At 68.4% G+C, this 24,477-nt stretch carries 21 protein-coding genes and 1 pseudogene; 11 read left to right on the forward strand and 11 right to left on the reverse strand.

Translation table 11 applies throughout. From position 1 onward, the window contains the following. Positions 1 to 711 carry a DUF1906 domain-containing protein gene (locus tag N415_RS13385; protein WP_343203459.1) on the forward strand — a complete coding sequence of 237 codons (711 nt, stop codon included), beginning with the start codon at positions 1 to 3 and terminating at the stop codon, positions 709 to 711. A gap of 18 nt (positions 712 to 729) precedes the next feature. Here N415_RS13385 and N415_RS13390 read toward each other — a convergent pair whose 3' ends face one another. From N415_RS13390 to N415_RS13405, 4 genes are all read right to left on the reverse strand, one after another. Further along, the gene (locus tag N415_RS13390) at positions 730 to 1,617 is read right to left on the reverse strand and encodes an alpha/beta fold hydrolase (RefSeq protein WP_068182280.1); all 888 of its coding nucleotides are present in this window, start codon (positions 1,615 to 1,617) and stop codon (positions 730 to 732) included. 174 nt (positions 1,618 to 1,791) lie between these two features. Beyond that, positions 1,792 to 4,026: a catalase/peroxidase HPI gene (gene katG / locus N415_RS13395; protein WP_068182221.1), complete on the reverse strand. Its 2,235-nt coding sequence runs from the start codon at positions 4,024 to 4,026 to the stop codon at positions 1,792 to 1,794. 48 nt (positions 4,027 to 4,074) lie between these two features. Then, entirely contained in the window at positions 4,075 to 4,515 is a 441-nt protein-coding gene (locus N415_RS13400) for a Fur family transcriptional regulator (RefSeq protein ID WP_161630305.1), read from the reverse strand. A 147-nt stretch (positions 4,516 to 4,662) separates the two neighbouring features. Beyond that, a complete protein-coding gene (locus N415_RS13405; protein WP_152531369.1) occupies positions 4,663 to 5,922 on the reverse strand; it encodes an Ig-like domain-containing protein in 1,260 nt (419 codons plus the stop codon). Between the two features lie 76 nt (positions 5,923 to 5,998). Between N415_RS13405 and N415_RS13410 the strand changes: the two genes are divergently transcribed. Continuing rightward, entirely contained in the window at positions 5,999 to 6,760 is a 762-nt protein-coding gene (locus N415_RS13410; RefSeq protein ID WP_068182225.1) for a hypothetical protein, read from the forward strand. Between the two features lie 59 nt (positions 6,761 to 6,819). After that, positions 6,820 to 8,349 (forward strand): FAD-dependent oxidoreductase, encoded by a 1,530-nt coding sequence (locus tag N415_RS13415; RefSeq protein ID WP_068182227.1) that lies wholly within the window; start codon positions 6,820 to 6,822, stop codon positions 8,347 to 8,349. 4 nt (positions 8,350 to 8,353) lie between these two features. On the opposite strand, the gene N415_RS13420 is transcribed toward N415_RS13415, so the two are convergent. After that, positions 8,354 to 9,346 (reverse strand): class I SAM-dependent methyltransferase, encoded by a 993-nt coding sequence (locus tag N415_RS13420; protein WP_068182285.1) that lies wholly within the window; start codon positions 9,344 to 9,346, stop codon positions 8,354 to 8,356. A 271-nt stretch (positions 9,347 to 9,617) separates the two neighbouring features. Between N415_RS13420 and N415_RS13425 the strand changes: the two genes are divergently transcribed. The 4 genes from N415_RS13425 (at position 9,618) to N415_RS13435 (ending at position 12,447) form a co-directional block, all read left to right on the forward strand. Beyond that, positions 9,618 to 10,967 (forward strand): PPE domain-containing protein, encoded by a 1,350-nt coding sequence (locus tag N415_RS13425; RefSeq protein WP_068182229.1) that lies wholly within the window; start codon positions 9,618 to 9,620, stop codon positions 10,965 to 10,967. A gap of 23 nt (positions 10,968 to 10,990) precedes the next feature. Then, positions 10,991 to 11,272 (forward strand): hypothetical protein, encoded by a 282-nt coding sequence (locus N415_RS31450; protein ID WP_152531370.1) that lies wholly within the window; start codon positions 10,991 to 10,993, stop codon positions 11,270 to 11,272. Continuing rightward, complete coding sequence (locus N415_RS13430; protein ID WP_068182231.1) at positions 11,242 to 11,565, forward strand: DUF732 domain-containing protein; 324 nt, start codon at positions 11,242 to 11,244, stop codon at positions 11,563 to 11,565. The genes N415_RS31450 and N415_RS13430 overlap by 31 nt, the downstream gene beginning before the upstream one ends. 78 nt (positions 11,566 to 11,643) lie before the next feature. After that, positions 11,644 to 12,447 carry an MOSC N-terminal beta barrel domain-containing protein gene (locus tag N415_RS13435; RefSeq protein ID WP_068182234.1) on the forward strand — a complete coding sequence of 268 codons (804 nt, stop codon included), beginning with the start codon at positions 11,644 to 11,646 and terminating at the stop codon, positions 12,445 to 12,447. On the opposite strand, the gene N415_RS13440 is transcribed toward N415_RS13435, so the two are convergent. The 5 genes from N415_RS13440 to N415_RS13460 are packed head-to-tail and all read right to left on the reverse strand — an operon-like array spanning position 12,448 to position 15,454. After that, on the reverse strand, positions 12,448 to 12,693 hold the full coding sequence (locus N415_RS13440; RefSeq protein WP_068182238.1) for a DUF6480 family protein: 246 nt from the start codon (positions 12,691 to 12,693) through the stop codon (positions 12,448 to 12,450). 45 nt (positions 12,694 to 12,738) lie between these two features. Continuing rightward, positions 12,739 to 13,293: a thioredoxin family protein gene (locus N415_RS13445; RefSeq protein WP_068182241.1), complete on the reverse strand. Its 555-nt coding sequence runs from the start codon at positions 13,291 to 13,293 to the stop codon at positions 12,739 to 12,741. 21 nt (positions 13,294 to 13,314) lie between these two features. Next, positions 13,315 to 13,944 carry a DUF1345 domain-containing protein gene (locus N415_RS13450; protein WP_068182244.1) on the reverse strand — a complete coding sequence of 210 codons (630 nt, stop codon included), beginning with the start codon at positions 13,942 to 13,944 and terminating at the stop codon, positions 13,315 to 13,317. Positions 13,945 to 13,965: 21 nt separating this feature from the next. Then, a complete protein-coding gene (locus N415_RS13455) occupies positions 13,966 to 14,637 on the reverse strand; it encodes a cutinase family protein (RefSeq protein ID WP_068182246.1) in 672 nt (223 codons plus the stop codon). A 46-nt stretch (positions 14,638 to 14,683) separates the two neighbouring features. After that, positions 14,684 to 15,454: a class I SAM-dependent methyltransferase gene (locus N415_RS13460; protein WP_068182248.1), complete on the reverse strand. Its 771-nt coding sequence runs from the start codon at positions 15,452 to 15,454 to the stop codon at positions 14,684 to 14,686. 172 nt (positions 15,455 to 15,626) lie between these two features. Here N415_RS13460 and N415_RS13465 point away from each other — a divergent pair. From N415_RS13465 to N415_RS13475, 3 genes and pseudogenes are all read left to right on the forward strand, one after another. After that, positions 15,627 to 17,201: pseudogene (locus N415_RS13465) on the forward strand (PecA family PE domain-processing aspartic protease); the annotation flags it as partial. Positions 17,202 to 17,399: 198 nt separating this feature from the next. After that, the gene (locus N415_RS13470) at positions 17,400 to 18,350 is read left to right on the forward strand and encodes a DMT family transporter (RefSeq protein ID WP_239645532.1); all 951 of its coding nucleotides are present in this window, start codon (positions 17,400 to 17,402) and stop codon (positions 18,348 to 18,350) included. A gap of 155 nt (positions 18,351 to 18,505) precedes the next feature. Further along, positions 18,506 to 19,312, forward strand: a complete 807-nt coding sequence (locus N415_RS13475) for a transglycosylase SLT domain-containing protein (RefSeq protein ID WP_193376447.1) — start codon at positions 18,506 to 18,508, stop codon at positions 19,310 to 19,312. 198 nt (positions 19,313 to 19,510) lie between these two features. Here N415_RS13475 and N415_RS13480 read toward each other — a convergent pair whose 3' ends face one another. Continuing rightward, positions 19,511 to 22,792, reverse strand: a complete 3,282-nt coding sequence (locus N415_RS13480) for a LuxR family transcriptional regulator (protein ID WP_068182288.1) — start codon at positions 22,790 to 22,792, stop codon at positions 19,511 to 19,513. A gap of 277 nt (positions 22,793 to 23,069) precedes the next feature. Here N415_RS13480 and N415_RS13485 point away from each other — a divergent pair, with 277 nt between their 5' ends. After that, positions 23,070 to 24,308 (forward strand): cytochrome P450, encoded by a 1,239-nt coding sequence (locus N415_RS13485; protein WP_068182255.1) that lies wholly within the window; start codon positions 23,070 to 23,072, stop codon positions 24,306 to 24,308. Positions 24,309 to 24,477: the final 169 nt, after the last annotated feature.

Raw genomic sequence — 24,477 nt, forward strand, 5'->3', positions numbered from 1 at the left:
CTGCTGGGCCTGGCCGCGCCGCTCGCGCAGCAGCGGGCCTCGGCGGCCGACCTGCAACTGATCGATTTCGCCGAGAAGAGGATCGCGCCGGGCGAGATCAAGGCGGCGGGCTACGCCGGGGTGGTCAACTACGTCTCAGCGTCGCGACCGGGCGCGAATTTCGAGGCGAAGCCCATCACGCGGGAGTACGCGGACGCGCTGCGCGCGGCGGGCCTGCAGATCGTCAGCAACTTCCAGTACGGCAAACCCGGCTGGCCCGACCCGTCGGACTACACCCGCGGGTACGACGGCGGGGTGGCCGACGCGCACACCGCCCTGCAACTGCACAACGCGGCAGGCGGGACGGCGTCGGCCCCGATCTTTTTCAGCGTCGACGACAACATCGACGAGAACACCTGGAATGGCCCTGCGGTGCAATGGTTTCGGGGCATCAACTCGGTGTTGGGTGTGGGCCGCACGGGCATCTACGGGCATGCCCGGGCGTGCGGCTGGGCGATCCGCGACGGCGTCATCGGCAACTCGACCACGCCGGGCCACCGCTGGGCCTGGCAGACCAGGTCATGGTCGAACGGGGAGCGCGAACCTGCGGCGGTGCTGTATCAGACCGTGGTCAACAGCCCGTCCAACCCGAGCCCGCTGCTGGGCGGGATCAACGTGGACATCGACGATGTCCTCGCCGCCGACTATGGCCAGTGGGACCTTCCGCGCTGATCTGGCGCTACATCCCCGCTACATCCCTAGGTGTACCGAACTGTCGGCGTTCCTCTCGGGGGCCGACGGGGTCGTCGACGCGATGAAGTCCTCCAGGATTTCCGCCACAGCCGATGGGGCCTCCACATGAGGAAAGTGCCCGATTCCCTCGAGCACCTCGAGCCGACTGCCGTCCAGCGCATCATGGGCAGCGTAGGCGTGGGCCACGGGAATGATTCGGTCCTGGTCGCCCCAGATCAGCACAACGGGCATCCCAGCGGTGAGGTGGATCTTGTTCAAAGCGCTGACCGCCTGACCGCGGTAGTCCACCACTGAGCGCAACGTCCGCAAAAAGGCTTGGCGGGTCCGTCGATCGGACAGCGAGGAGTAGGCGTGCCACATCTGACCGGCTCGCGGCGACTGGACCCCGGCCGAAGTCAGCCACGAACCCAGCTTGTTCCCGAGGTTCAGCACCGGCTGCGGTGCGACGACGGGCAATACGAACTCGGCGCCCGGTGCAGACAGGATCCGTAGCACGGGGCTGAGGTCGGGCCCGAGGCCACCGCTGCCGATGAGGGCCAGCCGCTCGCAATGCTCCCGGTGCTGGTGGGCGAACTGCATCGCGATGCCGCCGCCGAGAGACTGCCCAATAACCGTTGCCCGGTCCACCCCGAGTTCGTCGAGCAGGTCGCGCAGAAAGACGGCGAAGGCTCCCAGCGAGTAGTCGCCACGCGGCTTCGCGGACATGCCGTGGCCAAGCAGGTCCGGCGCGATGACGCGGTATTTCTTCGACAGCTGCGGAATGATCGCATGCCACGTCGCGGAGCTGCCGGCCATGCCGTGTATGAGCAACACGACAGCGCCGTCGCCGGCATCCCGGTAGGCGATCTGGTCTCCGTGAAGTTCGAGATACTTCAATTCGCTCATGTCACCGTTTACCCAGCTTCGGTAGTCGGACGCATCGGCCATTAGCCATTGGTACACAACTTACGCCTTCGTAGGTTACCGGTGGGTAATAGTGTGGCTGGCCTCACGGTTCGCTCGAAATAGCCGACGCCCCGCGAGCCTGGTGCCCGCGGGGCGTCGCCTGCTATCCGGCTGTTACTTCAGGTCGAACCGGTCGGCGTTCATGACCTTCACCCAGGCCGCGACGAAGTCCTCGACGAACTTCCCCTGGTTGTCGTCCTGGGCGTAGACCTCCGACAGCGCGCGCAGCACCGAGTTGGAGCCGAACACCAGGTCGTTGGCCGTGGCCGTCCACTTCTTCTGTCCCGACTTGCGGTCGACGACCTCGTAGACGTTCTCCGACGTCTCCGACGCCTTCCACGCGTTGTCCATGTCGAGCAGGTTGACGAAGAAGTCGTTGGTCAGCGTGCCGGGCCGGTCGGTGAACACGCCGTGCTTGCTGCCGCCGTGGTTCGCGCCGAGGGCACGCAGCCCGCCGACGAGCACCGTCATTTCGGGCCCGGTCACACCCAGCAGGTAGGCCCGCTCCACCAGCAACTGCTCCAGCGGCGCCTTCTCGCCGACGCGGATGTAGTTGCGGAACCCGTCGGCCCGCGGTTCGAGCACCGCGAAAGACTCCACGTCGGTGCTCTCCTGCGAGGCGTCGGTGCGCCCGGGCGCGAAGTGCACCGCGATCTCGTAGCCGGCGTCCTTGGCCGCCTTCTCCACCGCCGCCGAGCCGGCCAGCACGATCAAGTCGGCCAGCGAGATCTTCTTGCCGCCCGAGGCCGACGCGTTGAAGTCCTGCTGGATCTTCTCCAGCACGGGCAGCACCTTGTCCAGCTCGGAGGGCTCGTTGACCTCCCAGTTGCGTTGTGGCTCCAAGCGCAGCCGCGCCCCGTTGGCGCCGCCCCGCTTGTCGGTGCGGCGGTAGCTCGACGCCGCCGACCAGGCCGTCTTGACCAGCTGCGGCACGGTCAGGCCGGAGTCGAGCACCTTGCCCTTCAGGGCGGCGACGTCGTTCTCGTCGACCAGCTCGTGGTCGACGGCCGGAACCGGGTCCTGCCACAGCTGCGGCTCGGCGACCCAGGGCCCGAGGTAGCGGCTGATCGGCCCCATGTCGCGGTGCAGCAGCTTGTACCAGGCCTTGGCGAACGCGTCGGCCAGTTCCTCGGGGTGATCGAGCCAGCGACGGGTGATGTCGCGGTAGATGGGCGATTCACGCATCGAGATGTCGGTGACCAGCATCGTCGGCGCGCGACCCGGCCCGCCGAACGGGTCCGGGATGGTGCCCGCACCCGCGCCGTCCTTGGCGACGAACTGCCAGGCATCGCCGGGGCTCTTGGTCAGCTCCCACTCGTAGCCGTACAGGGTCTCCAGGAAGGTGTTGTCCCACTTTGTCGGGGTGGGCGTCCACACCACCTCGAGGCCGCTGGTGATGGCGTCCTTGCCCACGCCGGTGCCGTAGGAGCTCTTCCAGCCCAGCCCCTGCTGCTCGATGGGGGCGGCCTCCGGCTCGGGGCCCACCAGGTCGCCAGGACCGGCGCCGTGAGTCTTGCCGAAGCTGTGACCACCAACGATAAGGGCGGCGGTTTCCTCGTCGTTCATCGCCATGCGGCCGAAGGTCTCGCGGATGTCGATCGCCGCGGCGATCGGGTCCGGCTTGCCTTCCGGGCCCTCCGGGTTCACGTAGATCAGGCCCATGGTGGTCGCGCCGTAGGGCTGGGCGAGGTCACGCTCGCCGGAGTAGCGCTTGTCGGTGCCGAGCCAGGTGTCTTCTTCACCCCACAGGATCTCTTCGGGCCCCCAGACGTCTTCGCGGCCGAAGGCGAAGCCGAAGGTCTTGAATCCCATGGACTCCAGGGCGCAGTTGCCGGCGAAGATGATCAGGTCGGCCCAGGAGACCTTGTTGCCGTACTTCTTCTTGACCGGCCACAGCAGCCGGCGGGCCTTGTCCAGGCTGACGTTGTCCGGCCAGCTGTTGAGCGGGGCGAAGCGCTGCATGCCCTGCCCGCCGCCGCCGCGCCCGTCGAAAATCCGGTAGGTACCCGCGGCGTGCCAGCTCATCCGGATGAACAGGCCGCCGTAGTGGCCATAGTCGGCGGGCCACCAGTCCTGCGAGGTGGTCATGACGTCGAACACGTCGCGCTTGAGCGCCTCGACATCGAGCTCGGCGAACGCCTCGGCGTAGTTGAAATCTTCGCCGTACGGGCTGGCATCGGGGTGGTTCGGATGCAGCGTCGACACGTCGATCTGGTCGGGCCACCAGTCCCGATTCGTCAGCGGCGCGTGCGATTTGGGTTTGGGGGAAGGGATTGCCGGGTTTTCGCTCTCGCTGTTGCTCGTCGACTTGGTGTCGTCGTGGGGTGGGCGGCTGTCAGATGTTGACACAGCATTCCTTTCCGGTGGTTGTAATGCGGGCTGCGATCACGGGAGTGATCAGGACTCTGCCGTCGAGCAGTCGGGGCACATGCCCCAGTAGATGACCTCGGCCTCATCGAGGACGAAGCCATCCAGAACGTTGTTGTCGTCCAACGGGGTCAAGCAGGGCGCCTCGCCGACCGCGCAGTCGACGTCGTTGATGACCCCGCAGGAGCGGCAGACGACATGGTGGTGGTTGTCGCCGACGCGGGATTCGTAGCGGGCGACCAGGCCCAGGGGCTGGATCCGCCGCACCAGGCCCGCGGCGGTCAGCGCGCTCAGCACGTCGTAGACGGCCTGGCGGGAAACGTCGGGCAGATCCCCGCGTACGGCGTTGAAGATCGTGTCGGTGTCGGCATGGGGGTGGGCGTGCACCGCCTCCAAGACGGCGACCCGGGGGCGGGTCACGCGCAGGTCGGCCATGCGCAGCCGGTCCGCGTAACTCGCCGATGAGGACACGTGGTCCATATCACTCTCTTATTTGGAATCAGTCAAGACTTTCCATGGGGCGAGCCGCCGAATTGGTGGTGAACCGTGCCCATCCTGTCGGTGGGTCGGACCCGAATGACGTTGCGCCAGAGCGCGACTCTGCGACCCCAGGAGACCTTAGGAAGCCGGCTTCAGGGCGCTGCCGTTGCGCCACTGGTCCCAGCTCAGCGTCCAGTCGCCGTTCTGGGCCAGCGTCAGCGGCGGCCCACCGCTGTTGCGGACCTCGACGACGTCCCCGGGTACGGAGAAGTCGTAGAACCACTTCGCGTTGTCGGCGTTGAGGTTCAGGCACCCGTGCGAGGTGTCCCGGTGGCCCTGGGCCCACACCGTTGCGTCGAGCTCGTGCAGGTAGATACCGTCGGTGCTGATCTTGGTCGCGTAGTTAATGGTCTCGCGGTAGCCGAGGCGCGAGTTCTTGGGCAGGCCGAAGGTCGAGGAGTCCATCACGACGGGGTTGCCCTTGTCGATCACGGTGTAGATGCCCGACGGCGTCCACAGCGAGATGGTGCGACCGCCGACGTCCTCGGTGCCGCCCATCCCCATCGAGGTGGGCATGGTGCGGACCAGCTTGCCGTTGTCGAAGACGCTGACCTGTTTGGTGGCGTCGTCGGCGATGGAGACGTGCGCGTCGCCGATCCGGAACGATACCCGCGTGTCGTCTTGCCCGAATAGTCCGTCGCCCAAGGCAATTCCGTAGATTTTCGCTTCGGCGGTGACGGTCGTTCCCGGGGCGTAGTAGTGCTCGGGTCGCCAGTGGGCGTTTTGGCTGTCGACCCAGAACCATGAGCCCTGCACCGGCGGGTTGGTGGTCACACTCAGCTGTCGCTCGGCGGCGGCCCGGTCGGTGATCTGCTCGTCGAAGTGGGCGACGACCACCATTCCGACGCCGTAGGTGCCGCCGTCGTGCAGCGCGGCCTCCGAGGTGGTGGTGAACGAAACCTTGGTCTGGTTGGACGGACGCAGCGTCGAGAACGACGAGACCTGCGTCGCCGCAACGCCGTTGGGCCCGCGGGCGGTGACGGTCAGCGTGTAGGTGCGCCCGTATCCCAGCGGCACGGTGGGCTTCCAGGCGGTGTTGTCCGGGGTGGCGATGCCCTCGATCGGTTTGCCGCTCTCGTTGACCATGCGAACGTCCGTCAGCGTCCCCGCGTCGGCCTTCACCATGACCGGCGCGACCGGGTCGACGTCGTGCGCGTTGGGTCCGGGCGTGATCGTTATCCGAGCCGCGGCAGGCTCTTTCGCGCCGGGGCCGGGGCACGCGCCGTGCGGGCATCTGACCGACGTTGCCAGCTGGATCGCGCCCACCACCCCGGCCACGAGCAACACCGCGAACAGGAGCGGGCGCAGCCATCCAACTGCCGGGCGAGGGGCGATCATGTGCATCAAATAGCCCAGGGCGTACGCCCTGAAACGTGGCGCGGGCCGCGTCGCCCGCGCGGAGGATCATGGGGTCATGGCCGACGACGAACTCGACAGTCTGTACTGGACCGAGCCGGAGGCTTTCACCGCCGAACGCAACAGACTGGCCAAAGCCGCGAAGGACCGCGGTGACGCGGCGGCCGCTCAACGTATCTCCGCGGCGCGCAAACCCACCGCCGCAGCCTGGATCGTCAACCGGATCGCGCTCTCGCAGAAGGACACCAAGAAACGCCTCGCCGACCTCGGTGACCGCCTGCGCGACGCGCACGCCGCGATGGACGGCGAACGCATCCGGGCGCTGTCCGCCGAGCAACACAAGCTGATCGAGGGGCTCGCTCGCGCCGCGTTCGAAGCGGCCGACGTCAAGCGGCCGTCCGCGGCGGTGCGCGAGGACGTGACCGCCACCCTGCAAGCCGCGATCGCCGACCCCGACGTCAGGGAGCGACTCGGCCGATTGGCCAAGCCCGAGCGATGGTCGGGTTTCGGCGGGTTCGGCGACGCGGCGCCGGCCCGGCCGGCGAAGCGTTCGCAGACCGCCGCGGAGCGGCGCCGGGAGAAGTTGACCGCGGCCGTCACCGACGCCGAGCAGGCCCAAGCCGCCGCCGACGACGCCCTCTCGAAGCAGCAAGCCGAACGCGACGCGGCCCGGCAACGACGCGACGAAGCGATTGCGACCCTGCGCAAGGCCGAGCGCGAACTCGACAAGGCCGAGGCCGCCTACGACAAGGCGAAGCGCGCCAGCCGCGCGGCCGCCGAATCGCTGAAGGAGGCGAAAGCCCAGCTCAACAAGGCGTGACAGCAATTCTGCGGGGGGCGCGCAGTTTCCGTCGACGCTGCGGGGGTATCAGCCCAGCCGTGACTTCTTTATGGCTATCCCACCGCGCCGAACCGACCTGGACCGCAAGCCGGCTTGAGGACGGCCCACGTTCCGCCGATGTCATCGTCGTCGGCGCCGGGATCACCGGGCTGATGACGGCCGTCCTGCTGGCCCGCGCGGGCAAGGACGTGTTGGTGGTCGAGGCCCGCACGGTCGGTTCCTGCGCGACGGGAAACACCACCGCGAAGATCAGTTTGCTTCAGGGCAGCCAGCTATCGAAGATCCTGCCCAGGCACGGCCTGGACGTGGCCCGCGCCTACGTCGACGGCAATCGCGAGGGCCAGGAGTGGGTGCTGCAGCACTGCGAGTCGAACGGCGTCGCCGTGCAGCGCGAGGACGCCTATACCTACGCCCAGTCGGCTCGGGGCGTGTTGTCCGCGCGCGCGGAGCTGGCGGCCTGCCAGGCGGTGGGCCTGGGCGCCGTGTGGGACGACGCCGCCGACGTGCCGTTTCCGTACCACGGCGGCGTGCGGCTGCCCGACCAGGCCCAGTTCGACCCCATGCCGTTCCTCGACTCGCTGGCCACCGAGTTGCTCGGCCGCGGCGGGCGGCTGGTCGAGCACACCCGGGTGCGGCGGGTGTCCTGGCGCGGCAAGGGGGTGCGGGTGCACGTCAACGACGCCGCGCGCCAGGACGTCGAGCTGCAGGCCGAGCAGCTGGTGCTCGCCACCGGAATCCCGATCCTGGATCGCGGCGGCTACTTCGCGCGCGTGAAGCCAAGCCGGTCCTACTGCCTGGCGTTCAAGGTCCCCGGCAACATCACCCGGCCGATGATGATTTCCACCGACTCGCCGACCCGTTCGGTCCGCTACGCGCCCGTCGCGGACGGCGAGCGGCTGATCGTCGGCGGGGCCGGCCACACGGTGGGCCGCAAGAAGAGCCCGTCGAAGTCGTTGCAGGAACTCTCATCGTGGGCGCGCAAGCACTACCCGGGGTCCGTGCAGACCCATTTCTGGTCGGCGCAGGATTACACGCCAATCGACTACCTGCCGTATGTGGGCCCCATCTTGCCGAACACCGAAACCATCTTCGTCGCAACGGGTTTCAACAAGTGGGGCATGACCAACGGCCCCGCGGCCGCGTTGGCGTTGTCCAGCCGCATCCTGGGCGGGCGGATGGATTGGGCCGGCGCGTTCGCCAGCTGGAGCCCGCACGAGCTGTCGGGCTTGCTGATGGCACTGCAGGCCAACCTCGAGGTGGGCTTCGACCTGGCGAAGGGTTGGATCACCCCGGCGATACGCGCCGGCCGCCGCAGCCCCGTCAACGGCGAGGGCGGCGTGGTGAGCGGGCCCCCGTGGCACCTGGAGGCCCGCTGCCGCGTGGACGGCACCGAGCACCGCGTTTCGCCGGTGTGCCCGCACCTGGGTGGGATCGTCAACTGGAACGACGCCGACCAGGCGTGGGAATGCCCGCTGCACGGGTCGCGCTTCGCCCCGGACGGCACCCTTCTGGAAGGCCCGGCGACCAGGGATCTGACACGTAGTGCGCCGAACGTGTACTCGGGGTAGGCCCTCAGCCCGACTTTTGGTAGACGAGCCAGCGCAACTCGATCGGGGACTGATCGCGCGGGATGTCGAACACGTCGAGGCCGCTGGCCCAGCTCTCGAACCAGCCCGTCGGAGGCCAGGCGCCCTCCGGTAGGTGAGCCTTCTCGTAGTCGTACGCCGAATCGTCGGCGACGAGGTCGAACGGCAGCCCGGTCGCCGCGTTCGATACCTCGTCACGCGTGAAGATCATTGTGTTGCACTGCTGCCCGAGTTCAATCGCGGCTCTGTCGGGGGTATAGCCGGGCCGCGGCAGGAACGTGTTGAACACCAGGCGCCCACCCGGGGCCAACACATCGGCGGCGAGTTCGAACACGCCGCGCAATTCGTGCGGCGTACGGAAGTCGGGCACCACCTCGGAGAGGACCATCAGCTGGTACTCGTCGCGGACGCCCTCCATGGCGGTGAAGACGTCGCTCTGCATGACGCGCACCCCGAGCGATTCGCGTTCCACGTCCGCGCGCATGAGCTCGGCGAACTTCGGCGCCATCTCCACGGCGTCCACGGGATGGCCGCGCCGCGCCAGGGCCACCGCGTTGCGCCCGGTTCCGGCGCCGACGTCCAGTACCCGACAGCTCGCCGGGTCGGCCGCCTCGCAGGCCAGCGCGAGCACGCGTGCGTCGGGTTCGGCGCCGAACAGGGGCGCCGGCCGGGTCTCGACCCAGTTGTCGTAGTCGGCCTCGACGGTGCGCCATTCGGCGTTGACGCGATAGTTCAGACCCGTTCCGAAGGGAACCTGAAACGAGATGATGATCTCCGAACGCTGGGAGGCCTTGAAGGCCTTCGCCAGCTCGGTCTCCAGCACCTTGTTGAGCTGACGAGCTTGTTCGGGCGTATACGGCACACCCAGCGTCGCGCACAGGTTGGCGCACAACTGGGCGTACTCGTCGATCATGCCGGGAACGGCGGGCACCGAAATCTGGCCCTCGGCCATCGACCGGCGGTACACCCGGCTGACCATCGCTTCGCGCAACCTCGGCGTGTCGAACGGTTTGGGCTGCGGCGCGTCCACGAGACTCTTCTACACGACCCGATCCGCGGTCGCACAGGGGCCGCCGTCCTACACCACCCGTTAACACTGCCGTTTGGCGGGGTATTAGCCAAGTTCACGTGCCGGACATGTACTACTGGGGGAAGTGCAATCGTTTGCCGGTCCGATTCGGCCGCGCCGCCCAACTAGTCGGGAAGCCGTCCGTGTCCTGGCGGCGTTTGGCTCGATCGGAGGGAACGACATGGACTTCGCGGCATTACCGCCCGAGATCAACTCCGCCCGGATGTACACCGGCCCCGGCTCGGGACCGCTGCTGGCCGCCGCGACGGCCTGGGACGGGCTGGCCGCCGCCCTGCACGCGGCGGCGAGTTCCTACCAATCGGAGGTGGCGGCGCTGACCGCCGGGCCCTGGCTGGGCCCGACCTCGGGGTTGATGGCGGCTGCGGCCGCCCCGTACGTGGCGTGGACGAGAACCTCCGCCGCGCAGGCCGAGCAGGCCGCCAACCAGGCCAAGGCCGCGGCCGGCGCCTACGAGACGGCGTTCGCGCAGACGATTCCGCCGCCGGCGGTCGCGGCCAACCGCAGCCTGCTGCTGGCACTGGTCGCGACCAATATCTTCGGTCAGAACACCCCCGCGATCGCGACCACCGAGGCGCAGTACGCCGAGATGTGGGCCCAGGACGCCTCCGCCATGTACGGCTATGCGGCCGCGTCGGCGTCGGCGACGACGCTGACGCCGTTCGCGCCGCCGCCGCGAAACACCAGCTCCGCCGGGCCGGCCGCGCAGGCCGCGGCGGTGGCGCAAGCCACCGGCACCTCCGCGGGACAGGCGCAGAGCGCGGTGTCGAGCGCGCCGCAGGCGATCGCCGCGGTGCCCGCCGCGCTGACCAGCCTCGCGGCCACCCCGGCCCAGGCCGGGCCGCTCGACCTGCTGGCCGTGCTGGCCAACTTGAGTGGTGTTTTCATCGACCCCGAGTTGAGCGCGGCGGGGCTTGCCGCCGACACCACGCTTGGCACGACGGCCCTTCCCTACGACGTCGCCGGGTACTACGTCGGTGTCCACACCGACGACATCGTCAGCGGCTGGGCGGGAATACAGACCTGGCCCGGCTCGGAACCGGTGCCCCCCTCGCCGTTCCCGGTGATCACCAACCTGGCCGGCGGGTCGGCGGCCACGGCCGGCCTCGCTGAAGCGAAAACCATTGGGGCCCTGTCGGTTCCGCCCGCCTGGGCCGCCGAGACGACGATGATACGGCCCTTGGCGGTCGCCTTGCCGGCGACCAGCATGGGCGCCGCTGCCGAGGCCTCGACGGGGAGCATGGGCAGCCTGTTCAGCCAGATGGCCCTAGCGGGCATGGCCGGGCGCGCGATGGCCGGCACCGGCGGCGGAGGCGGTGCCCCGGCCCGCCGGGAGCGGATCGGGGCGCCGACGACAACCGACAAGAAGGCACCGCCGGAAGCTCCCGCCGGGGGCCCGGTCACGAGCGTCGCCGCCGAGCTTCGTGAGCTCGCGTCGCTGCGCGACTCGGGAATCCTCACCGACGAGGAATTCACCGAACAGAAGAAGAAACTCCTGTCTCAGATTCCTTAGCAAATCGTCGGCCATGGCAACAGTTGCCTTTTGACAGCAAACGAAGCTATGCACCGGTTGGTTACGCCGTGTATTCGGCGGCGTTGCATTCTCGCCAACTCGCGAAGGCTTTGAAAAAACCGGCCGCCTGGATCGTCGTCATCAACCGAGGCATCGATCACCCAGGCCCGGTCGACCGTCTGGCCACGAGTTTCGAAGTTTTTAATATTCATGCCGGGCCGGACGACCATATACTGACGACACCTGAACGCCGACAAGAAAAGAAGGGCACGAAATGTCTGCACCTCGCTGGCTGGCCAAACTGACAATTCCCGTGATGGTTGGCGCTGCCCTGACAGCAAGCACCGCGATTGCATCGGCCGACTCGACGGACGACGCTTACCTCGCGAAACTGAAAAACCTCGGATTCAGCTGGCCCTCGTCGGGTGACTCCGACATGATCGCACTCGGGCATGCGGTCTGCGCCGACCGGATGGCCGGCAAGACGCCCGACGCGATCGCCGCCGACTTGCACTCCGGCATGAGCTCGAAGGGCTTCTCGTTCGCCGACATGACCGGCTGGGTCAGCGCGGCGGAATCGACCTACTGCCCGGGTTAGTCGACACCCGGCCGCCGCGACCGCACTACTGTCGTCCCTGACGGTGAACGACGGGTCTCTCGCGGGGGAAAAGTGCACATGCGGGTGGAGAGTTTGCGCCGCTACCCGGTGAAGTCGATGCTCGGCGAAACCGTGGACTCCCTGTTCGTCGACGAAGGCGGAGCCGAGGGCGACCGGCGGCTGGCGCTCGTCGACACCGAAACCGGCCACGTGGCCAGCGCCAAACAGGCGCGGCTCTGGCGCGGGTTGCTGAAATGCACCGCCCACGCCGACACCGGTCAGGTCAGGATCAGGCTGCCCGACGGAACCGACGTCACCGCCGACGACCCCGACGTCGACGACGTGCTCTCGCGGCTGCTGGGGCGGACGGTGCGACTGGTCAGGCAGCGACCGCAGGGTGCGACGCTGGAACGCCCGGATCCCGAGCAGCTGCTCGAGTTCGGGTTGGACGCCGAAGTCGGCGGCCGCATCCTTGAGATCGCCCAGGCGACCCCGGGCGACTCGTTCACCGACGAGGCCCCGCTGCACGCGATCACCACGGCCACCCTCGAGCACATCGACGTGGAGGCGCTGCGCTACCGGCCCAACCTGGTGATCGCGACGCCACCGGGCCATCCTCCCTACGCCGAAAATGATTGGGCGGGAAGGGAAATAGTGGTAGGGGAGGCGCGGCTGCGAGCCCTGACGGCCACCTCACGGTGTGTGGTGCCGACGCTGGAGCACGGCCCGTTGCCCCGAGCCCCGCACGCGCTTCGCATTCCGGCGGCCGAGAACCGTTGGGACACGGGCGGTCACGGACCGCAGCCGTGCGCGGGGGCCTACCTGGAGGTGGTTCAGCAGGGCGTCATTCGGGTCGGTGACCCCGTCACCATCGGCCCGTAATCAGTGGGCCCCAACCATTTTCATGACGAGCAGCACGGCCACCGCGAGAAACGCCACGGAGAACACGCAGACGGCGAGGACCGTGAGCGTGGCGCCCGGAGTGAATCGCCGGCGATTGGGTGGTTGAGCCTCGGCCACACCCGAGGTCTGCGGCGCGGCCGGTGGTGTCGCGCCGGGCGCGACGCCTCCACCCGGCTCGAGGTCGGGGGTTTGCGTGGGGTCGGGGTCGGGAGGTTGCGCGGTCATGGCTGGTGTTGCGATACCCGCCAGCACGGCGCCCAAACGCACGAATCAGGCTGAACGCCACTTGATGCCGCACCCGATCGACGGGCGCTGATCGGCGTCGACCGGCCGCCCGGCGAGCACCGCATCGACCGCCGCCCGCACGTCGGCGGCCGTCACCGGCTTGTCGTTTCCCGGGCGGGAATCGTCGAGCTGTCCGCGATAGACGAGGCGGCGCTCGCCGTCGAACACGAACGTGTCGGGCGTGCAGGCCGCCGAGAAGGCGCGGGCGACGTCCTGGCTCTCGTCGTACAGGTAGGGAAACGTCCAGCCGTGGGCACGGGCCTCGGCGACCATCTGCTCGGGCCCGTCCTGCGGGTAGGTGACGACGTCGTTGCTCGAGATGCCGACCATCGCGACGCCCTGGTCCGCCAGGTCGCGGCCCAGCGCGGCGAGCCCGGCGGCGACGTGCTTGACGTACGGGCAGTGGTTGCAGATGAAGGTGACGACCAGCGCGGGGCCCGTGAGGTCGTCGAGGCTGACCGTGGCGCCGGTGGCCGGATCGGGCAGCGAGAACGGCGGCGCGGGGGTGCCGAGGGCAAGCATGGTGGACTCGATGGCCATGCCAGCCAGATTAGCCGCGGATCACAGCTTGGAGCCCAGCCCGGCGATCAAATTGATGGTGACCGCAAGGACAACGGCGCCAAGCAGATAGGACAGCAGCGCCTGGCGCAACACGGTTGACCGGATGGACGTCAGCCCGATCTCGGTGTCCGACACCTGATAGGTCATGCCGACGGTGAAGGCCAGATACGCGAAGTCGCTGAACCGGGGCGGCTCCGGGTCGTGGAAGTTGATCCCGCCCGGTTCGTCGGAGTAATAGAGCCGCGCGTAGTGCACGGTGAACAGCGTGTGCACCGCGAACCAGGACGCCGAGACGGACAGGATGCCCAGCAGGGCGGCGACGACGGCCGCGGCGCCGGAGCGCGACCCGGCGGCGACCACATAGGCCACCCCGACCAGGCTGGCGAGGCTTGCCGACACGACGACGGTGTCGGCGATCCAGCGGGTGGGGTCCTCGCGGGTGACGTATTCACGCGTTCGGTCGGCGTCCATGCCGCCCAACAGGAGCCACGTCCACACCACATACACACCCGCGGTGACGACCCAGCCGACGAGGGCGAATCGCCAGCCGATGGTGTTGCCGACCGCGACTGCGACCGCGGCGCCGAGCACCACGGCGATCAGGATCCGAACCGCTACAAGGGATCTCACAGTCGGGTGGCTCGGAGGCCGCTAGCCGTTCTGTGCCCGGGCGGGCGCCTGACCGATCTTGTTGGCGGCGAACGTCGCGGCCTGGTTGACCATGCCGGCGTCGATGTACGACATGTGCGACAAGATGTTGCCGCCCGGGGAGCAGATCGGGTCGTCGGGCGCGCACAGGCTGATGGTCCGGCCGACCAGCACCGGGCTGATCGTCGGAAGCGGCTGGCCGCCCCACAACATGCTGGAGAACCCGCTGGATGGTTCACCGAACAGGGCGACGGCGGCGACGTGGTCGGCCACCGGGCCCGGCAGCGTCTGGCTGGCGAGGTCGATCACGGTCGAGCCCTGGGAGTACCCGCCGAGCACCATTTTCGTGTTGGGGCAGCTGGCGGCGACGTCCTGGATGTGCGCGCTGGCGTCGTTGGAGCCGGCCGACGCGCTGTTGTGGTAGTCGTCGTTCGCCGGGTAATTGACGGCGTAGGAACTGACCGACCGCCCCGCGAGCTGTGCAGTGAGCGAGTCGACGAATGCCTGCCCCATGTTGCCGAGGCCGGGCTCCTGGTGGGTGCCACGAGCGAAGACGACCGCGACGTCGGTGCAGGGGTCGGCGGACGCGACCGGGATGGCGATCGGCGCGCTGAGCGCCGCCCACGCCGTCACGGCCGACACTCCAGCGATGCGGGCAAGCCTGGGTGAATTCATTTCCAAATGCTGACACACCCGCGACGACGGCGACGCATGCGGTGCCTCAAATCCTGTCGCCGCGTGCGAGCCGATCGGCCCGCCAACAGCGCGCCTGCATGGGCATCTCGACCGTGTCGGCACCGGGAAACCGCGCCGCCAGGGCCGCCCGCGCTTCGGTCAGCCGCCGGGCACGGTCGTCGGGGGAGGCGACGAGGAACCTGCTGTAGGTGCCCAGCATCGCGACGGCGTCGTCGATCGTCATGGTTCGCGTGAACCGGAACGTCTCACGGGCGAAGTTGCGGAACGTCGTCGGCAACGGGAGGACGACGTCCAGTCGCCGGCGAGCCCGGTCGGCCGCCTCGGCGCCGGAGGCCTCGTCGCCGGGCAGCCGGTCGAGGTCGCGCACCCAGCCCACCTCGCGGTCCCGGCTCGTCCAGATCAGGCCGAGCCGACCGCCGTCACGCAGCACCCGACCGATCTCCGGCACGGCGCGCTCGGGGTCCATCCAGTGCCACGCCGACGAGACGAACACCGCGTCCGCGGAGGCGTCGGGCAGCGGAATCGACTCGCCGCGGCCCTCGACGACCCGCACGCCGGGGGATCGGGCCGCGAGGACCTTCCGCATCCGCGCGTCCGGTTCGACGGCGACGACCTGCGCGGCCTTGCCCAGCAACGCCCGGGTGAACAGTCCGGTGCCCGCACCGACGTCGACTGCCACCCCGCATCCGGACGGGACCAGCCAGTTCACCGCATCCGGCGGGGGTTGGGGCCGTAGCCCGTCGTAGTTTTCGGCAATCGACCCGAAGGACATCGCGCGTTGTTGACGGTCACTCACGGTGCCACGGTAGTCGCGGTCGGCGCCCAGAGCCGTCGCCGCGGAAACGTTTGGTAAATACCGAGAATTTTGGCCCGGTTTTCCCTAGAGTCTGGCGTACCGGCTGGTGGCCTGAAGGCCCGTCCCCGGTGAAAATGCGTGGTCGTGGGGCACAGGGAAGGACACCCGGGGGATGAGTTTTCTGACGTCACCGCCAGAGATTATTTCTTCTCTGCTCCATTCCGGCGCAGGGCCGACGCCCATGCTGGCCGCTTCCGCGGCGTGGGATGGGCTTGCCGCCGAACTCGGTACCGCGGCGCAGTCGTTCTCCTCGATCACCTCCGGTTTGGCCGCCGACGCCTGGCAGGGGCCCGCCTCGGCGGCGATGCTGTCGACCGCGGCGCAGTACTCGGCGTCGCTCAGCGCGGCGGCGGCGCATGCGCAGACGGCCGCCCTCCAAGCCCAGGTGGTGGCCGGCGAGTTCGAATCCGCCCTGGCCGCCACGGTGCATCCCCTAGTGGTCGACGCGAACCGGAACCAGCTTGTGCAGCTGGTGTTCTCCAACCTGTTCGGGCAAAACGCGCCCGCCATCGCCGCCACGGAAGCCGCATACGAGGAGATGTGGGCCCAGGACGTGTCCGCGATGGTCGGCTACCACGGCGGGGTTTCGGCCGCCGCGGCCGAGCTCTCGTCGTGGGCGTCCGCGCTGCAGGCGCTGCCGGCCCAGGCGTCCGCTGCGATTGCCAACCCGGCGGCCGCCGCCCCCGCGGCCATCGGTTCGCTGACCTCCGCGGCCAGCAACCCACTCGGGAACCCTGTCCAGGCGTTGGAAACCTACGCCGCCGACATCATCAATTTCCCGACCGACATCTTGTTCGGGCGCCAGTTGATTCCCACCGGGCCACAGTCGCTAGGCACCAGCGCGACGGTGGCCCCTGGCGGTAATTCGGCCACCGCACCGCTGACGGTCTTCGCGGGAACCGAGCCGTTGGTGAACGCCTCGGTCGGCACCGGATCGGCCGTGCCATTGCTGGTCGACACCGGCTCCGCCGGCCTCGTCATCCCGTTCACCAGGGTCGGCGGCCTATTGGGCGTGCTCCAGATGGGCATCCCCATCGGAGGCGGCATCGGCGGTTACAGCGGGGGACTGGACTACCTCTACCTGACCTACAACGCGCCGGTGAATTTCGGCGGCGGGCTGACGACCGCGTCCACCCCCGTCAACGTCGAGTTCCTGGCGTTCCCGGTGTCAATCCAGTCCGCGATGACCAACGGCCTGACGTTCCAGTCCTTCTTCGCCTCCGACGGCGCCTCCGGCGTCCTGGGAGTCGGGCCCAATGCGGGCGGCCCGGGTCCAAGCATTCCGCTCCAGGCGCTGCCGTCGCCCTTGAACCACGGTCTGCTGATCAACCAAGACACAGCCAGTCCTTATTTGCAGTTCGGTGACCAGCCGACAATCGGCGGCCACTCTGTGTTGACCACCCTCCCGCAAATGCCGATTACTGGCTTGGACGTGACCGTCACTCACGGCGCCACTACAACTTCGTTTCCAAGTGTCCAATCGATTGTCGACTCCGGCGGTGTAGAAGGCACGCTGCCAACGGGCCTTGGCGCGTCGCCCGGGGACCTGATTCAGGTCTTCGACGGCAGTAATCACCTCCTCTACTCGTACACCTACAACGGGGACTACTTCCCGACGCCGATCTCGAGCGGGTTGATGAATACCGGCAACCTGCTTTTCCAGCAGCACCCTGTCTACATCAACTACGGCAACGGCACCGCGACCGTCTATCAGTGATCTGACGCTGCCACCGCGTCCGCCGTACATCATGAACACCGGGGCGCTGCACTTCCTCGAACACCGCGTGTACATCTCGTATAGCCCTGGTGGCGTCGGGACGACGATCTTCTACCAGTGAGTCGCGCCCTCTCGCTGGGCGAGGTTCGCGCCGCTTGAATGCTGGGTATGCACCCGGCCATGGGGTGGGTGGCGCAACACGCAGTTGCGATCGTGTCGGCGTTGCTCGCCGCATTCTGGGCCGCGGTCGGCATCGTCGTTCGGCAACGCGTCGCACGCGGCGTCCCCGACGACAAAGCCATGTCGGCAACGATGGCCACCACCTTGGTCCGCGAACCGCTGTGGTGGGCGGGCACGCTCGCCGCGGTCGCCGGTTACGTCTTCCAAGCGCTGGCGCTGGCCCACGGATCCCTGCTCTTGGTCCAGCCGCTGCTGGTGTCGTCGCTGCTGTTCGCACTGCCAATGAGCGCGAGGCTGTGCCACCAGCGCATCAGTTGGGCCGACTGGGGGTGGGCGACGCTGTTGACCGCCGCCCTGGCCGTCTTCGTGCTCGTCGGCCAGCCCCGCGAGGGCCACAACCGGGCCCCGGTGCCCGCCTGGACGATCGCCCTGATGATGACCGTGCCGCTGGTGATCGTGTGCGTCGCCGCGGCCCGCCGTGCCGCCGGCCGACCCCGCGCCATGCTGCTGGCGGTCCCGGTGGCGGTCCTGCTGGGCATGATCGCCGTCCTAACCAAAATCTGCACGCACCGCTTCGCCGTGGCCGGGTGGCAGGGGCTGCTGACCGTGCCGGCCCTTTATGTGCTGGTCGGGCTCGCCGCGGCGCTCACCGTGGTGCAACAAGCGGCGTTTCACGCCGGCGCGTTGCAGGCCTCCGTACCGATCATGTTGGTCGGCGAACCGATTGTCGCGGTCGTGCTCGGTGTGGTGGTCCTCGGGGAGCACCTGGCGGTGCGGGGATCGGCGGCGCTGGTCCTTGCCGTCGCGGTGGCGGCGATGGCGGCGGCCGCGATCGCGCTGGGCCGCGACGAAGCCGCCGGAGCGAGCTTGCCGACCCCGCCGCAGCCGCCGCTCGAGCCGATGACGGCCACCGGCGCGCGAATCGGGGACAGCGCATAGCGGCCGCCTCGCGTGTCGCTACCGTTGAGCTACCCCGAGTCGGATCGGACGGGAGGCACACTGTGAGCGGTAAACCGCGCGCCACGCTGGTTGTCCTCGGCGCGATCCTGGTCGCCCTCGCCGGGGCGCCGGCTCCAACGGCATCCGCCACGACCATGACGCGGCCCGCGGCGCCGAGCATCCCCGCCGGCGCGCAACCCCAGCTGGCGTCGGATCCCGCGCAAGTGGCCGACGACCTCGTCGCCGACGAGCACGCGCTGCGTGACGCGTCGACGGGGGAGGCTGGGTTAGTGGCGGCGGCGCACCGCGAGCAGGCGGCGTATCGCGCGATCGGGCGCCACCCCGAATGGGACGCGACCATACGACCACGGATCCCGGCATCGTTGCTCGATGTCTACGACTGCAACGTCGACGCCCGCCGGCAGCTCACCGCGATGACGGCCGTCCGGGACACGCTGCCCGCGTGGAGCATCGAGCCGCCGGCCCCGGCCGACGAGCTGCTGGGCTACTACCACCAGGCGGAGTCGGAATCCGGCGTCGGCTGGAACTACCTGGCCGCCATCAACCTCGTCGAGACCCGCCTCGGCAGCATCCATGGCGTGAGCACTGCCGGCGCGCAGGGGCCGATGCAGTTCCTGCCCGGGACGTTTGCCAGCTACGGGCAGGGCGGTGACATCAACTCGCCGCACGACAGCATCATGGCGGCGGGACGCTACCTGGCGGCCAATGGCTTTGCCGGCGACCGCGATCACGCCATCTACCGGTACAACCACGCGAACGAATACGTGCGCGCGGTCGATCAATACGCGGCGCTCATCGGGTCCGATCCCGCCACGTTTGCCGCCTACTACCGCTGGGACGTCTACTGCAACACCACCTCGGGCGACGTGCTGTTGCCCATCGGCTACACCGCCTCGTCGCCGATCCCGGCGGCGGAGTACGTGGCCAGCCACCCGCAGTGACGGGGATCGGCGCCCTGGCGGCCAATCTCGTTGTCCCGCTTGGCCGAAAACTTGTCGGACCTGGCTGTGATGATGGAGTCATGTCTTCGACCGCATCTGTCGCGTAGAGGGAGCCTGCGTCGCCACCCACCGACACCCCGCCTCAGCCCGACGACACGAGACGGTCACGCGGAAATCTGCCGGCAACTGAACTCTCGTTCATGAATAGCCGATTTGACGCGCTGCCTCTTGGGCAAGTTGGAGGCGCGAGGCTAGGCCGAGCTTGGTGTAGACGTGGGTGAGGTGGGTTTCGACGGTGCGTGGTGATATGAAAAGCCTTGTGGCGATGTCTTTGTTTCCCAAGCCCTCACTGATGAGCTTGACGACGTCGAGTTCGGCGGGGGTCAGCGAGGCCCAGCCGGTGGACGGGCGTTTGCGTTCGCCGCGGCCGCGCTGGGCGTAGGCGATCGCTTCGTCGGCGGACAGTTCTGCACCCTCGGCCCATGCGGACTCGAAGTCGGCTTCGCCCAATGCATTACGAAGCGTGGCGACCGCGGCGTCGTGCTCGGCGTCATAGATCTTGAACCGGACGGCGCCCATGCGTTGCCGGAGGGCGTCCGCTGCGCCGAACAGCCGTGCCGCTTCGCGGTGGCTCTCGGCAGCGCCGACCAGCGCACCCAGGCACTCCAGGGCATCCGGAATGCCCAGGTGTGCCTCGACGCCGGCTGCGCAGGAGAGTGCGTCGTGGGCGTCACGTTCGGCCAGTTCCGGCTCACCTCGTGCGATCGCAACGCGCGCACGCGTCGTCAGCGCCACCGCTAGATGCCAGCCCCGCATCATCGAGACGGCATCATCGGCCCAGCGGCGCGCCGCGATCAGATCACCCCGCGCCAGCGCAACCTGCGCTATCGGGTTGACATTCACTACCCTCAGCTCGGCACTCATCCGCTGCGAGGCCGCCTCGCTCGCATCGGCCGCGGCTGCTACGTCCCCCGCCGCCAGAGTCGCGACAGCCAACGCCGCGTAGGTAAAGCCCTCGAGGAACCCCCCAATATCGGCGGCGGCGTCGATCGCCGCGGCGGCCGCGGCTCGGGCCGCCGTCGTGTCACCCTGGTACGCCAACGCCTGGCCCTGGCAGAACAGCATGGCCGCCCTGCCGACCACGTCCTGATTGGTCTCAGCGTCGGCAGCCGCCTCCCGCAACTGCGCGACGGCCAGGGACAGCTCGCCCTGGATCCATAGCGCCAAACCGAGGGACCAGCGACAGCGAAACGCGGCCGGCCGGTCACCGATCGCGTCGGCGAGGTCGCGCCCCTCTTCACCGGCCGCGCGCGCCGCGATCGGGTCACCCGCGATGAACGCGGCGTACGCCTGAAAGCCGAGGATCTCGCTCAACATCCCTCGGTCGCCGAGGCCCCGGGCCAGTTCGCTTGCCTCAGCGAGGTAGCGGGCGGCCACCTCGGTGTTGAAGACGGCGATACCTCCGCAGGCGGTCAGCGCCCGGGCCACCAGGGCCGAGTCGCCAATCTCCCGCGCGATCGCCAGGGCTTCTTCGGCCTGATCGAGGTCGACGGCGACGACCTGGGTGGCGAGCGCGGCCTTGTCGGCCAGCGCCCGCGCCCGTACCCCGGCCGCGACCTCGATGCCGTGCGCGGTGTCGTCGCTGAGGACGGCGTCGAACCAGCCCAGCCCTTCCTGGATGCGGCCCCGCCCTAGCCACAGCGGCTGCAGCGACGACACGAGCTGCAATGCGAGCTCGATGTCGGAGTTTTCGCGACTCCACGCGAACGCGGCCCGCAGGTTGTCGATCTCGGTTTCGGCCTGCTCGATACGCGCCTCGCGGCCAGCTTGCCCTGGGGTGCCGAGCAGGGCGCCCAGGGAGGTGTAGTGGTCGCGGTGGCGCGCCCGCACGTCGTCGGCCTCGCCGGATTCGCCGAGCTTTTCCAGTGCGTACTGGCGCACCGTCTCCAGCAGCCGGTAGCGCGTCCGACCGCGTCGGTCTTCGGCCACCACGAGCGATTTGTCGATGAGCAGGGTGAGCTGATCGAGCACCTGGTAGCGCTCCACGTCACCACTGGCGGTGACCGCTTGAGCCGCCTCGAGGTCGAAACCGCCCATGAACACCGCCAGCCGGCGAAATAACACGTGTTCGGGTTCGGTCAACAGCGCGTGCGACCAGTCGACCGAGGCGCGCAGGGTCTGCTGGCGCCGCACCGCGGTCCGCCCACCGCCGGTCAGCAGCCGGAAGCGGTCATGCAGGCTGTCAACGATCTCGGTCACCGACAAGGCGCGTACTCGCGCCGCGGCAAGTTCGATCGCCAGCGGGATGCCATCGAGGCGCCGGCAGATCTCAGTCACGGTGGCGGCGTTGCCGTCGGTGACGATGAAATCGGGTCGCACCAGGCGGGCCCGGTCAACGAAAAGCTCGATGGCCTCGTCGTCCAACGACAGCGACGGCACCTGCCAGGTCACCTCGCCGGCCACCCCGATCGGCTCACGACTGGTCGCCAACAGCGTTAGTTCTGGGCAGGCGCGCAGCAGCGAGCTGGTCAGCGCCGCAACCGCCTCCAACACGTGCTCACAGTTGTCCAGCACCACCAACATGCGACGCTCGCCCACGGCCCGCGTGAGCGTGTCGGTGCTGGACCGACCCGGCTGATCCGCCTGGCCGAGGGCGTTTGCCATCGCGACCGCCACCAGGTTGGGATCGGTAATCGGGGCAAGGTCGACATACCATGCGCCGTCGCCAAACTCGGTGGCTAGCTGCCCGGCGACCTGGATGGCCAGCCGGGTCTTACCCACGCCGCCCGCCCCGGTCAAGGTCACCAACCGACTCGCCGCGAGAATCTGACGTACATCGTTGATCTGCGCGTCGCGGCCGATGAAGCTCGTGAGCTGCGTCGGCAACCGTTCCGCGGCAACGGGTTTGGGCACCCGTAGCGGCGGAAATTCGTTGCGGATGTCGGGGTGACACAGCTGCGCCACCCGCTCGGGACGGGCAACACCGCGCAGTTCGTGGCGGCCGAGATCGGTCAGCCATGCATTAGGCGGAAGCGCATCGATGACCAAATCCTCGGTGGTACCCGAGAGCACCGTCTGGCCGCCGTGGGCCAGGTCGCGCAGCCGCGCCGTCCGATTGATGGTTGGCCCGACATAGTTGCTCTCGTCGCGCAATTGGACCTCGCCGGTGTGCACGCCGATGCGCAATCGGATCGGAGCCAGCGGCGCCCGCTGCAACTCCAAGGCACACGCCGTGGCCTCGGTCGCTCGGGCGAACGCGACCACGAAGCTGTCGCCCTCACCCTGCTCGACCGGCCGCACCCCGCCGTGCACGGCGAGCAGCTCGGCCAGGGTGCGGTCCAGGCGTTCGATGGCGGCCGTCATCGCCTCCGCTTGGGTGTCCCACAACCCCGTCGAACCTTCGATATCGGCGAGCAGCAGCGTCACCGTCCCGGTTGGCAGCTCGCCCACGCCCAACTCACTCCAGTTCACCGGCGGCATCGCCGCGCGTGGATCAGTTTCGGTCATGCTAGCCAGCATCTCGGGGCACCGAGCCGCAAACATCAGGGAAATCCCGTATCCCAACGGCACTGAGCAGTCGATTCGGTGAACACAGCGTGCCGCCGCCAGCGCGGCAATGCTGGGCAAAAACACCAGGCGACGCGTGCCGACCCGGCCCGCCCCCTTCAGTTACGAGTTCTCCCCGATGATCTGACGCTGCAAAAACGCCACGGTCGAGTCAGTGAAATTCAGGACACCCGATCGAGGAGGACCACCCATGACCGTGACCGTTGATGGATCGAGCTGCCCGAGTGTCTTCGATGCCGGCCTGCCCACAATCGATTACCAACATGCTCAGCACCCCGACGACGCGCACGCCATCATCAGCGCCGCCCGCACGAAGGCGCCGATTGCAATCGGCCCGTACGGCCCTGAGCTGCTGACCTACGAGCTCGTGCACACGGTGCTGCGCGACTCCCGCTTCCGGGTACCGCAAGGGATGTTCCTTGCCACCCAAGGCATCACCTCGGGCCCGCTATGGGACCGCGTCGCCGCCAACATCCTCAGCCTCGACGGCGACGACCACCACCGGCTGCGCCGGCTGGTAAGTAGGGCCTTCACACCCAAGGCGACGGCCCGGCTACGTACGACGATCGTCGACGTCATCACCGGCCTGGTGGACAGCGTCAGCGCCCGCGGGCATTGCGACGTGGTCACCGACATCGCCCGCCAATACCCGATTCCGGTGATCTGCTCGCTACTCGGCGCGCCACCGGAAGACTGGGAACTGTTCTCCGACTGGACCGATGACATCTTGAAGGCCTTCAGCTGGGATGCGGCCAAGGCCACGCCGGACATCCTGACCGCTTGGGACGGCCTGGACGCCTACATCGACGACATGGTTGCGCATCGTCGCCGTGGCTTGACCGACGACCTGATCTCCGAGTTGATCCGCGCCGAAGACGACGGCGACCGCCTTAGCGGCGACGAACTGCGCATGCTTGTCGCTGCCCTGTTGTTAGCGGGCACCGACACCACCCGCCTCCAATTGAGTGCGGCCGTACATGTCCTGTGCGATCACCCCGAACAGTGGGCGTTGCTGAGCCGGCATCCAGAGCTGGCGGCCGATGCCGTTGAGGAGCTCATCCGCCATTCGCCGACGACGTTCGTCACGTTGCGCACGGCCGTTGAGGATGTCGAACTCGCGGGCGTGAAAATCGCCGCCGGCACGATCGTTGTCGTCAATACCGGTGCAGCCAACCGGGATCCCGCCGTCTGCGCCGACCCCGACCGCCTCGACCTCAGGCGCCGGGGCGCCCCACCGATCCAGACATTCGGCAGCGGCGTGCACTACTGCCTCGGAGCCAATCTCGCGCGCCTCGAATTGACCCAAGCCCTAGCGGTCATGACACAGCGCATGCCCAACGCCCGGCGCACCGGTCCAGCCCCATGGAAACCAGTCTCAGCGCTGGGAGGACCCATCACCCTGCCGATCGCATTCAACTCCACCTGCTAAGCCAACGCTGACCCAACAGCTGAAGTCGTCGTGGCGCGGCACAGCTGCGTCCACCGGCAGCACCTAATGGATGCAACTAGCGCCCGCAGCGGTTTGCCCCACTTCACTTCGGATCATGTCAACATGGACGGCTGCCGACTGTTTGCTCTCCTCCCGCTGCCATCAATCA

This window comes from Mycobacterium sp. UM_CSW (genome assembly GCF_000455205.1).
GTDB lineage: Bacteria > Actinomycetota > Actinomycetes > Mycobacteriales > Mycobacteriaceae > Mycobacterium.

Excerpts from the sequence above, each read along its gene's own strand:
- N415_RS13390 (WP_068182280.1), bottom strand. The coding sequence starts at position 1,617 with ATGAGCGAATTGAAGTATCTCGAACTTCACGGAGACCAGATCGCCTAC.
- N415_RS13405 (WP_152531369.1), bottom strand. The coding sequence starts at position 5,922 with ATGATCGCCCCTCGCCCGGCAGTTGGATGGCTGCGCCCGCTCCTGTTC.
- N415_RS13410 (WP_068182225.1), top strand. The coding sequence starts at position 5,999 with ATGGCCGACGACGAACTCGACAGTCTGTACTGGACCGAGCCGGAGGCT.
- N415_RS13420 (WP_068182285.1), bottom strand. The coding sequence starts at position 9,346 with ATGGTCAGCCGGGTGTACCGCCGGTCGATGGCCGAGGGCCAGATTTCG.
- N415_RS13425 (WP_068182229.1), top strand. The coding sequence starts at position 9,618 with ATGGACTTCGCGGCATTACCGCCCGAGATCAACTCCGCCCGGATGTAC.
- N415_RS13430 (WP_068182231.1), top strand. The coding sequence starts at position 11,242 with ATGTCTGCACCTCGCTGGCTGGCCAAACTGACAATTCCCGTGATGGTT.
- N415_RS13435 (WP_068182234.1), top strand. The coding sequence starts at position 11,644 with ATGCGGGTGGAGAGTTTGCGCCGCTACCCGGTGAAGTCGATGCTCGGC.
- N415_RS13440 (WP_068182238.1), bottom strand. The coding sequence starts at position 12,693 with ATGACCGCGCAACCTCCCGACCCCGACCCCACGCAAACCCCCGACCTC.
- N415_RS13445 (WP_068182241.1), bottom strand. The coding sequence starts at position 13,293 with ATGGCCATCGAGTCCACCATGCTTGCCCTCGGCACCCCCGCGCCGCCG.
- N415_RS13455 (WP_068182246.1), bottom strand. The coding sequence starts at position 14,637 with ATGAATTCACCCAGGCTTGCCCGCATCGCTGGAGTGTCGGCCGTGACG.
- N415_RS13470 (WP_239645532.1), top strand. The coding sequence starts at position 17,400 with ATGCACCCGGCCATGGGGTGGGTGGCGCAACACGCAGTTGCGATCGTG.
- N415_RS13475 (WP_193376447.1), top strand. The coding sequence starts at position 18,506 with ATGACGCGGCCCGCGGCGCCGAGCATCCCCGCCGGCGCGCAACCCCAG.
- N415_RS13480 (WP_068182288.1), bottom strand. The coding sequence starts at position 22,792 with ATGCCGCCGGTGAACTGGAGTGAGTTGGGCGTGGGCGAGCTGCCAACC.
- N415_RS13485 (WP_068182255.1), top strand. The coding sequence starts at position 23,070 with ATGACCGTGACCGTTGATGGATCGAGCTGCCCGAGTGTCTTCGATGCC.